The organism is Anabaena sp. UHCC 0451 (genome assembly GCF_034931405.1).
Classification (GTDB): Bacteria; Cyanobacteriota; Cyanobacteriia; order Cyanobacteriales; family Nostocaceae; genus RDYJ01.
The window spans coordinates 178,166-188,224 of sequence record NZ_JAYGHA010000005.1 but is presented as its reverse complement, the minus strand read 5'-3'; the positions used below and the strand labels follow the sequence as shown (position 1 = coordinate 188,224).

The 10,059-nt window shown below is 39.9% G+C and carries 9 protein-coding genes, 1 tRNA gene and 1 pseudogene; 7 read left to right on the top strand and 4 right to left on the bottom strand.

Annotation, left to right across the window (positions count from 1 at the left end; genetic code table 11):
* Window positions 1-179: 179 nt before the first annotated feature.
* Window positions 180-404: a DUF2281 domain-containing protein gene (locus tag VB694_RS05715; protein ID WP_323359339.1), complete on the top strand. Its 225-nt coding sequence runs from the start codon at window positions 180-182 to the stop codon at window positions 402-404.
* A complete protein-coding gene (locus VB694_RS05710) occupies window positions 404-808 on the top strand; it encodes a type II toxin-antitoxin system VapC family toxin (RefSeq protein WP_323359338.1) in 405 nt (134 codons plus the stop codon). The genes VB694_RS05715 and VB694_RS05710 overlap by 1 nt, the downstream gene beginning before the upstream one ends.
* A gap of 317 nt (window positions 809-1,125) precedes the next feature.
* On the opposite strand, the gene VB694_RS05705 is transcribed toward VB694_RS05710, so the two are convergent.
* Window positions 1,126-1,198 (bottom strand) — tRNA-Ala (locus tag VB694_RS05705).
* Window positions 1,199-1,334: 136 nt separating this feature from the next.
* On the bottom strand, window positions 1,335-1,595 hold the full coding sequence (psaK, locus tag VB694_RS05700) for a photosystem I reaction center subunit PsaK (RefSeq protein ID WP_323359337.1): 261 nt from the start codon (window positions 1,593-1,595) through the stop codon (window positions 1,335-1,337).
* Between the two features lie 293 nt (window positions 1,596-1,888).
* Between psaK and VB694_RS05695 the strand changes: the two genes are divergently transcribed.
* The 5 genes and pseudogenes from VB694_RS05695 (at window position 1,889) to VB694_RS05675 (ending at window position 5,089) form a co-directional block, all read left to right on the top strand.
* A complete protein-coding gene (locus VB694_RS05695) occupies window positions 1,889-2,323 on the top strand; it encodes a SufE family protein (RefSeq protein WP_323359336.1) in 435 nt (144 codons plus the stop codon).
* Window positions 2,324-2,362: 39 nt separating this feature from the next.
* Window positions 2,363-2,529, top strand: a pseudogene (locus tag VB694_RS05690) (alpha/beta hydrolase); the annotation flags it as partial.
* Between the two features lie 55 nt (window positions 2,530-2,584).
* The gene (locus VB694_RS05685; protein WP_323359335.1) at window positions 2,585-3,556 is read left to right on the top strand and encodes a GTP-binding protein; all 972 of its coding nucleotides are present in this window, start codon (window positions 2,585-2,587) and stop codon (window positions 3,554-3,556) included.
* Window positions 3,557-3,719: 163 nt separating this feature from the next.
* A complete protein-coding gene (locus tag VB694_RS05680; protein WP_323359334.1) occupies window positions 3,720-4,760 on the top strand; it encodes a WD40 repeat domain-containing protein in 1,041 nt (346 codons plus the stop codon).
* Window positions 4,761-4,810: 50 nt separating this feature from the next.
* Entirely contained in the window at window positions 4,811-5,089 is a 279-nt protein-coding gene (locus VB694_RS05675; RefSeq protein ID WP_323359333.1) for a hypothetical protein, read from the top strand.
* A gap of 563 nt (window positions 5,090-5,652) precedes the next feature.
* Here the strand turns inward: VB694_RS05675 and VB694_RS05670 are convergent.
* The gene (locus tag VB694_RS05670) at window positions 5,653-8,325 is read right to left on the bottom strand and encodes an RNA helicase (RefSeq protein ID WP_323359332.1); all 2,673 of its coding nucleotides are present in this window, start codon (window positions 8,323-8,325) and stop codon (window positions 5,653-5,655) included.
* Window positions 8,326-8,443: 118 nt separating this feature from the next.
* On the bottom strand, window positions 8,444-9,775 hold the full coding sequence (locus tag VB694_RS05665; protein ID WP_323359331.1) for an NAD(P)/FAD-dependent oxidoreductase: 1,332 nt from the start codon (window positions 9,773-9,775) through the stop codon (window positions 8,444-8,446).
* Between the last annotated feature and the right edge of the window lie 284 nt (window positions 9,776-10,059).

The window sequence follows — 10,059 nt, the reverse complement described above, 5'->3', positions numbered from 1 at the left end:
TTTTTTATAAATGATATATTAGAGAAAGATCGGCGAGTTGCTGAAATTATGTCTGAGATTAAAGCAATTTTGGGGTAGGGGTATTTAATGAATTTTCCGGTGTAGAGGCAATTCATGAATTGCTCCTACAATAAAAGATGTAATATAGATATTGGGTAGTAAAATTAGGAGGAGTTTAGATGAATATTGAGCAATCTGTGTTGGAAAAGTTACGCCATTTACCTGTTGATAAACAACAGCAATTATTAGATTTTGCGGAATTTTTGTCTCAAAAAATGACTCTTAAAACTCCTTTACAGAATGTTAGAGGATTATGTGCTGATTTAAAAGTAGATATTAGTGAAGAAGATATTTCTCAAGCGCGTCAAGAACTGTGGGGTAATTTTCCAAGGGATATAATTTAATGACATCAGTGGTTGCAGATACACATACTTTAATTTGGTACGTTTTTGATTTACAGAGATTATCAGAGGCTGCATTAACAGCATTAGAACAAGCAGTTAATACAGGTAATCCTATTTATGTCTCAGCTATCACAGTTATAGAAATTGCTTATTTAGTTGAGAAGGGACGCTTTGCAGAAGAGGTATTAACACGAATTTTAAATGCTTTGGATGATCCCAATGTCGGTATTATACTTGTACCTTTGGATCGTAATATTTCAGGTGCAATTCGACAAATTGATCGAGTAACAGTTCCTGATATGCCTGATAGAATTATTGCTGCTACGGCGTTTTCTTTGGGTATTCCTTTAGTTACTCGTGATTTGAGAATTCAAGCTTTAATCACTATTAAAACTATTTGGTAAAAAAGCTACAAGATACCAGGGATATAGGATTGTTAAGATTTTGCTTGACAATCACACGACATGAAGCCGAATTTTCTCCCTGGTTTATATATGGTATATCATTTTTAAAGCAATTGGTAAATGATATATTAGAGAAAGATCAGCGAATTACTGAAATTATGTCTGAGATTAAAGCAATTTTGGGGTAGGGGCAATTCATGAATTACCCCAACGTTATAATCAGATTTTCAGTTTTCAGCTACATCTAACGTAAGTTCTATACTTGTAAAGTTGGACAATAATTCTTTAAAAGTAACAATAATTATTTAATGTACAAGTGGAGTTAAGGGGAATCGAACCCCTGACCTCTTGAATGCCATTCAAGCGCTCTACCAACTGAGCTATAACCCCGTAAACTTTTTAGGTGCATATTTTCAATACCTTAACTATTATGGCAGTTTATTCCAATTAAGTCAAGATAATTATTGAAAGAATCCCGACCACAGTATCAAGTCGGGATAAATAAAGACGGAATGGGATGTAAAACTTAGATTCTGCCGATGTTATGTAGTCCTAAAATGATACCAGCGCCTAAGATATGACCAAAAGCTGTGGTTGCGAGGATAGCAGGTAAACCAAAACCACCAAAGAAATTAGGCGCAGGTGCTGCTGGTGCGGCACTAGGATATTTGATGGTAAACTTACCAAAAGCGATCGCAATAATGTTGGCAATAACCATGATAATACCAACAGTGGGAGTCCATGCGAGGGGCGCAGGTACAGTAGCGAGTAAGGTTGAAGTCAACACCGGATTTTCTCCTCAGATAGATTAGCTTATTGAATCATTGACTAATAATCTTCATAATTACTCAGAAAATTCAACAAAAATCCCTAATTTGCAGCATTATTTAATATTTTGTCTAAATACTTCATATTTAGGTAATGGGTAATGGGTAATTAATTGGTAATTCTTACCCAGTCCCCAGTCCCCAGTCCCTAGTCCCCAGTTCCCAGTTCCCAGTCCCCAGTTCCCTGCGATCGCTCGCAAACATCGCAAATCATTTACACTCAAGATCAGGCTGATTATTTTCTGAATTTACTATGTCCTTAAGTCTTGACTCCTTACCACCAGCTTTGGCTAAAATTGTCCAACGTTTTCAACGTGCTGCTGAACCCAAACGACGTTATGAACAGTTAATTTGGTATGCTCAGAAATTGCCAGAATTTCCTGAAGCTGATAAAACCCCGGAAAATAAAGTTCCTGGTTGTGTTTCCCAGGTATATGTCACAGCATCACTAGATGACGGGAAAGTAATATTTCAAGGAGATTCTGATTCTCAGCTAACCAAGGGATTGTTAGCACTGTTAATAGAAGGATTAAACGGGACAACACCCACAGAAATTGTACAATTAACACCAGATTTTATTCAAGCCACAGGTTTAAATGTTAGCCTCACACCTTCCCGCGCTAATGGTTTTTACAACATCTTCAAAACCATGCAGAAAAAGGCATTGGAATGTAAATTGGAAAATTAGGGAGTGGGTAATGGGGACTGGGTAAGAGTCACCAATTACCAGTCCTTAACCGTCCCCATCATGGCAGTTATAGGCGCATCCAGCCCGCCAAAATCACGCCAAGAAATGGACGCATTAGCAAATTTACCAGTTCATTAAGACTACACGAAGAATATCCAGCCGTCGTTTTTGAAGCAATATTACCATTTTTAACCAATGTGTGTTAGATAGAGAATGATTATCAACTAATCATCAAAATTGCTTTGAAACTGCTTGGAAATTATGATTACTTCAGAAACATCAACTTCAGTACCTGTAACCGTTTTAACTGGCTATTTAGGAGCAGGAAAAACCACCCTTCTCAACCATATTCTCACTTACGAACACGGTAAAAAAGTTGCAGTTATCGTCAATGAATTTGGGGAAGTAGGCATTGATAATCAACTAGTTATTGATGCAGATGAAGAAATATTTGAAATGAACAACGGCTGTATTTGCTGTACAGTTCGCGGTGACTTAATTCGCATCATCGGCAATTTGATGAAACGTCGAGATAAATTTGATCATTTAGTCATTGAAACCACAGGATTAGCAGACCCTGCACCTGTAATTCAAACCTTCTTTGTTGACGAAGATATGCAAAGTCAACTATCACTAGATGCGGTAGTTACCGTAGTAGATGCTAAACATATTTGGCAACATTGGGAAGCAGACGAAGCCCAAGAACAAATAGCTTTTGCTGATGTGATTTTATTAAATAAAACCGATTTAGTCACACCAGAAAATTTAGAAGAATTAGAACAGCGCATTAGGTCAATGAATGCAATCGCTAAAATTCATCGCACCCAAAATTCTGAATTATCAATGGATGCACTGTTAGGAGTTCAAGCCTTTGATTTAGAAAGGGCTTTAGAAATTGATCCGAATTTCTTAGGAGAAGATGCTCATGTACATGATGAAACCGTTTATTCTGTAGCCTTAGTTGAAAAAGGTGCAATAGACGGACAAAAATTAAATGATTGGTTGGGTGAATTATTACGTACCCAAGGACAAGATATTTTCCGCATGAAAGGCATTTTAAACATTGCGGGAGAAGATAATCGTTTTGTTTTTCAAGGAGTACACATGATATTTGATGGTAAAGCAGATAGACCTTGGAAAGAAACCGAAAACCGAAAAAACGAACTTGTTTTCATTGGACGTAATTTAGATGCAGCCAAATTAAAACAAGATTTTCTAGCTTGTATAGCGTAAATTGAAATAGGGAAGTAGGGATAAAATTCAAAATTAGGCGTTGGTGAATAAAAATTTTAAATTCATACTTTAACTCAACAACGCCATTTTCTTTTCTCTGCGTTCTCTGCGTCTCTGCGGTTAGTAAAAAAAAATATTATTCTCCATCATATCTAATCTAAAAATGAACTTCACAACTAACAAACATCAGGAATTTGCGACCTACTATTCAGGAAAACTTGCAGATTATATCACAGCTTTAACTTGGTCTTTATCAGGACAAAAACTAGCTGCAACATCAGCTGCGGGAGAAGTTGTAATATGGGAAAATGGCGAACTTACCAACTTACAAACAGCCACAGGTAAATCAATAGATTGTGTAGCTTTTTCGTCTGATGGTAAATATTTAGCCGTAGGTGGACAAGATGGAACAGTAAAAATATGGCGAGAAAATCAGTTAATTACAACTTTAGAAAATGCTCCTGCTTGGGTAGATAAATTAGCTTGGAATCATACCAATAATAAACTAGCATTTAGTTTAGGGCGATACGTGCAAGTATGGGATGCAGACACAGCCGAAATAGTTATTACTCTACCCTTTGAAAACTCATCAATTTTAGGAATTGACTGGCGTAAAGATGGAAAATATTTAGCTATTAGTGGTTATAAAGGATTGAAAATTTGGCATACTCAAGATTGGGATGAAGAACCTTATATTTTGGCTACCACTACAGTTAGTGTAGCAATGGGGTGGTCGCCTGACGGTAAATATTTAGCTTCTGGTAACATGGATCGGAGCGTCACCGTTTTAGAATGGGGAAATCCCGATCCTTGGGTGATGCGGGGGTTTCCGGGGAAAATTCGTCAATTAGCCTGGTCTGAGGCGACAACGTCCACAGGTGCGCCGCTTTTGGCTACTTCCAGCGTCGAAGGTGTGGTTGTTTGGGAAAAATCAGAGGATGAATCATTAGGTTGGGAAGCGCGAATTTTAACCAATCATGTGGATATAATTAATGCGATCGCCTACGCACCCCAAAGCCTGATTCTTGCGTCCGCTGGTGCTGATGGGTGGTTATGTTTGTGGGATCAAAATTATGAAGTATCCCAAATTATCACAGGTGTGAGTGGGGGTTTTTCTACCCTAGCTTGGCATCCCCAAGGTAAATTTTTAGCCGCAGGTGGGGAACAAGGAGAGTTACTAATTTGGTCAAAAACTAATGACTAATCCTTCATAATTGGGTATGCTGTATCAGCAGCAGCCTTTGAGTATAAACTATGAACATAGCTAAATTGATTTTCCTCGCTTGTCATGTTTTTCTAGCATCTCTGCTGCTAGTAGTTAGTCCAGCGCACGCATCTACTAGATGGCAAGTTGCACCGAATTCGCAAATGATTGTCTCAGTATCTGTGCAACCCATTTCCAAATTAACAGCACCGATTTTAACTCAACCACACCATCAAACTGTTAATCAAACTGGTTGCAGTTGTAGTGCTTGCGTTCAAGCTAATTTTCAGCAGTTGCAAGGTAAGTTACCAATTATCAACTGTCAGTAATCGCATCGGCGATAAGATCCCCGACTTCTTTTGTTTATTGTGTTCACAAATTATAAATTGATGTCAGAAGTCGGGGATCTGGGTGGGCGATAAGATCCCCGACTTCTTTTGTTTATTGTGTTCACAAATTATAAATTGATGTCAGAAGTCGGGGATCTGGGTATGAACGAGTTCTATAGCTGAATACTTACTTTTTGGATACTCCACAACACTGGACTAATCCACCAACAAATCAGAACTGAAAGCAGATATTTTTGGAAAAAGCCAACCCTAAATAACTTAAAAGAATGCAGAATTTAGAATTTAGAATTTAGAATTACGTTTTGCAACGGGGATTTTACCCCAACGCAAAACCCGCTGCTTGTATAAGCAGGGGACTTTAGTGAGTTAAAATTAAGTTTCAATAACTGTTTGAGGAGATTGTAGTAAATGCGAGATCCACAGAAAAACCACATTAAAATTGATCCAGCGACTGTAGTTTTGATTGCATCAGCCTTGATACTTTTGCCGCTGCTGCTTGCTGGTTTCTTGGGGCAATAAATGGACATTGCCCAACCTACAGCTTATTCCTTAACTTCATTGACAGGGAACCTATCAATTAACTGCATAGCCCGTTGAGCATTTCGGCGCAGTGAATCGGAAACCAAAGGAACATGAGGAATTTGAGATAATAAATCCAAAGTGCGACGCAACAGCCTGACTACATCACCTTCATCCAAAGTGGTATTTGTACAGAGTTCAGTCCATTCCATACCTAAAGCCCATTGTTCGACAATGGCAATTAATTCAAACTCCAACCAAATAGGTAGAGCTACATTATAGCGGCGTTGGATTTGGAACAATTGGCGACGAATTCCCCGCAATTTTGCTAAAGCATCAGCTACCTGGTTACTAAGTTCAAAACGCACTTTACTATCTGGGCGTGGTGTTTCTGTTACCAAAGCCGCAGCCGCAGCAGCTAAATGATGGGGATCTAAATTATCCAGTTCACCACTAGCGATCGCTAAACCTAACCATAATTCATTTTCACCCCGAATTGCAGCGGCCATTTGCCCTAGTACCGTGGGTGTTAAGTTATCCAACCCGCCGAACTGCTGCAATATCTGAATTAAATTCAGAAACTCTTCCCAATGTTGTTGAGAGTGTTGTTCGACTTGTTCCTCTAAACCTTCTAGTTCAGCTTCCAATTCCACACAACGCGCTCGTTGTTTAAAGATATTGGCGATATTACCTGATTGATGTAGAGGATGATTTTCTATCTGTGATTGTACAGCGTTAACCCGACTCAGTTGTGTAGCTACTTCCGGGGGCATATACATAAACTCGCTCGGATCTGGTATGCTTTGAGCGATCGCCGCTGTTTGTTGATTACCACGTACAGACTGACCGCGTTTCAAACCCAGTTCTGATGGTGGTAAAATATCATCTGGAACTTCCATCCTGGGCATTTCTGCGTATAAGTCAATTACATCGGCAGTTGTAGCCACATACCAGCGGTTATCCTGTCCCAAACAGACCAAGTAAGAAAGTGGACCCACTTCTGGGGCTTTACCAAACAATACTGCTGTTAAAGGTAAAGTCGCTGTCATGTTTTTATCTTTCAAACTTAACAGCGTCCCAGTCACAGCAAAATCTAACATCATTGACAATTGTTCTTGTCTGTCTTCCCGTGCTTGTTCTTGTAGAGTTTTAAATATATGGCGTTCTACTTTCAGCCGTTGTCGCAATTTTTCATATAGCGCCAATTCATTTTCATCAATCGCGTCCAGTTCTGCTTGAATTTTCGCTAATTCGGTTTTAATTTCCGCTATTTCGTCATACTCTGGCTTTAAATACAAAGTTGCCATGTACTGCCCAAAACTACGTTCTATCAGTTCCCTAGCTTGTTCTAAGGTATGAGTTTGTAGCAAGTTCAGCACCATACCATAGCTAGGCGTAAACTGACTAACAAGAGGATCTGCTGGGGATGTAGCCAAATAAGCGGCTTCTTTTGCTCCTTCAAAGGGAGTTTGTAGTGTCACCACATAACCTTGTAAATCCATGCCTCGACGACCAGCACGCCCGGACATTTGTAGAAACTCCGAAGCTTTTAACAAACGGTGTCCGTTATCAGTGCGTTTAGAAAGAGTAGAAATCACAGTTGTCCGCGCTGGCATATTAATACCCGCTGCCAGGGTTTCCGTTGCAAAAACAACTTTAATTAAACCTTGTTGAAATAGTTCTTCAACCAAAACCTTCCAAGCTGGTAAAATTCCGGCATGATGCGCCGCAATACCTCTGTAGAGTGGTGCAATTTGTCCAGAACGTCCCGCTTCCGGGTTACGGGCTAAAAAGTCATCAATCTGCCTACGTAATATTTGGGATTCTTCATTGTTAACTAACCATAAATCCCCTACTTCTCCCACGGCTTTATCACAGCCCCGACGGCTGAAAATAAAGAAAATTGCTGGCAGCATATCCCGCTGCTCTAATTGACTGAGGGTATAAATGATGCCGGGTGCTTCTGGTCTACCTGCTTTTCCCCTTTCCCCTGGACCTTTTTTACTACGTTTGATTAAACGGGGGTTAATTTTAGTTTTGCTGTCATTCAGTAGCGGGAACAGCCCTTTGGGATTGCAAAAGTTAAACTCCAAGGGAACTGGGCGAAAATCCGAGTAAATTAGGTCTGTTGGACCATGAACGCGATTTAACCAGTCTGTGAGTTGGTCACTATTAGCAACTGTAGCGGAAAGGGCGACCAGTTGGACTTCACGGGGACAGTAAATAATAGATTCTTCCCATACTGTACCCCGTTGGCGATCGTTCATGTAGTGGCACTCATCTAAGACCACAGCCTCCACATCTGTTAACGAGATGCCGATTTGACCTATAGGTGTGCCATAGAGCATATTACGGAAAATTTCGGTGGTCATGACTAAAATCGGTGCATCCCTGTTAATGGAGGCATCACCGGTTAAGAGTCCGACTTGATCAAAACCGAATTTTTCCCGAAAGTCGCGTAATTTTTGATTTGATAACGCTTTGAGGGGGGTGGTGTAAAATACACGTTTCCTTCGCGCCAGGGCGCGATAAATGGCGTATTCCCCAATTAATGTTTTACCTGAACCTGTGGGCGCACAGACAACTACTGAGCGGCCAGCATTGAGGGAGGCGATCGCATCTAGCTGGAATTGATCCAACTCAAAGGGAAAAATAGACCCTAAATTAATTTCTGAAGACGGGGCGGGATAGTTCACTCAATCATCTTTTGCATCCAGACTATTTACTATCATAACCCGATTAGGGATTTGCTAGGGTAATGGGTAATTGGTGGTTAGTTATTCTCACCCTATCACCTAGCTAGCAGATTTACGATCAGTTAATCTTTGTGACTAATTTTTGGAGCAAGGGTGGGAGTGGCTGATTCTCAAACTGGGAATACTGGGAATCAATTCGGTGAGCTTTTTTAACCATCCGTTGAAAAAACAGATTGGCTAATTTTAATTCCCGAAAAATCTTTTGCGGATCTTCAAGATGGGTTGTAGGTAGTTGCTGTCCCATTTTTTTGAGGACTAGACCCATAGGAATTTTAATTTCATCCTGGAGTGCAAGAAAACGGGTAAATAGGGGTGCAAAAGCGGAAAATACAGAACCAGCACCTCCTCTAGCTTGTCCCCAACCGATGTAGTAAATTCCTTTGTAATCTTCAAGAAATGAACCGCCATAACATTTTACTGTTGCTCCTTCCACCCGTTGCAGTTCTGGAGCTAAAAATGGATAGGCAACATGAAAACCAGTTGCACAAACAATTAAATCAAAAGTTTCTCGACTACCATCCGCAAATTCAACTTCCCCACCATCTAAATGTCTTACCTCTGGCTTATAGGTAATGCGACCGTGTTTAATATAGTAAGGAACTTCATTATTTAAGGTCGGGTGCTTATCAAAAATTCGATATTTGGGTTCGGGTAGACCATAATCTTTGTGCTTGCCGAAGGTTAGCAGAATAATTACATAAGACATAAACCGCTGAAACCATTCTGGCATCCACCATTCAGTTAAATCAGAAACTGGCACACCCATAAAGGTTTTGGGAATAAACCACACAGATTCACGCATACTCAACACAGATTTAGCTCCCACCCTAGCTGCTTCTGCGGCTATATCACAAGCTGAATTCCCTCCACCAATCACCAGAACTCTCTTACCACGTAGTTGCTGGGGATTTTTATAATCTTTGGAGTGAATTATCTCCCCATCAAATTCTCCTGAGAATTTGGGAAAACGTTTGCACCAGTGATGACCATTACAAATGATAATCCCTTTGTAAATTCGCTGTTCCCCATTATCAAAGGTAACTTCCCAGAGATTATTCTCAACAGGTCGCACATAGCTAACTTGACGATTCAGTTCAATATTTTTACGTAACTCAAAATGATCAGCAAAGGAATTTAAGTAATCCCGTATATTTTGGGCGCTGGGAAAGTCCGGATAATGATCCGGCATGGGAAAATGGGTAAATTGGGTAATCTTCCGTGATGAAATAATGTGTGCAGTTTCATATACACCATGATACCAATTTCCACCAATGTCATCACTGGCATCAACTTGGTCGTAGGGAATACTCGCGCTCTTGAGCGATTCAGCCATACCCAATCCCACAAAACCAGCCCCAAGAATTAAATGCTTGTGAGTAGTATCCAACATAATTCTTAATTTTACTTGACTATTTTCTAAACTTTTGGAAGATACCGAGTTAACCCACTCAAACAGATGCCATATCTAGTGAAGATATGAAAAGCCGGGGCTACAACATCTGTGTAGGGTCTGTTGTCATATATTCGGGAACACCCTGATTAATCTAGAGTTTCATATCGTTCTGATTGCAGAATTGGAGTACGACTAAGAAATTGATAAACATCGGGAAGCTTGATGTTATATTCCTTAATTTCATTGTTGTATAGGACTCATATTTGAATTTTGAAAAAATC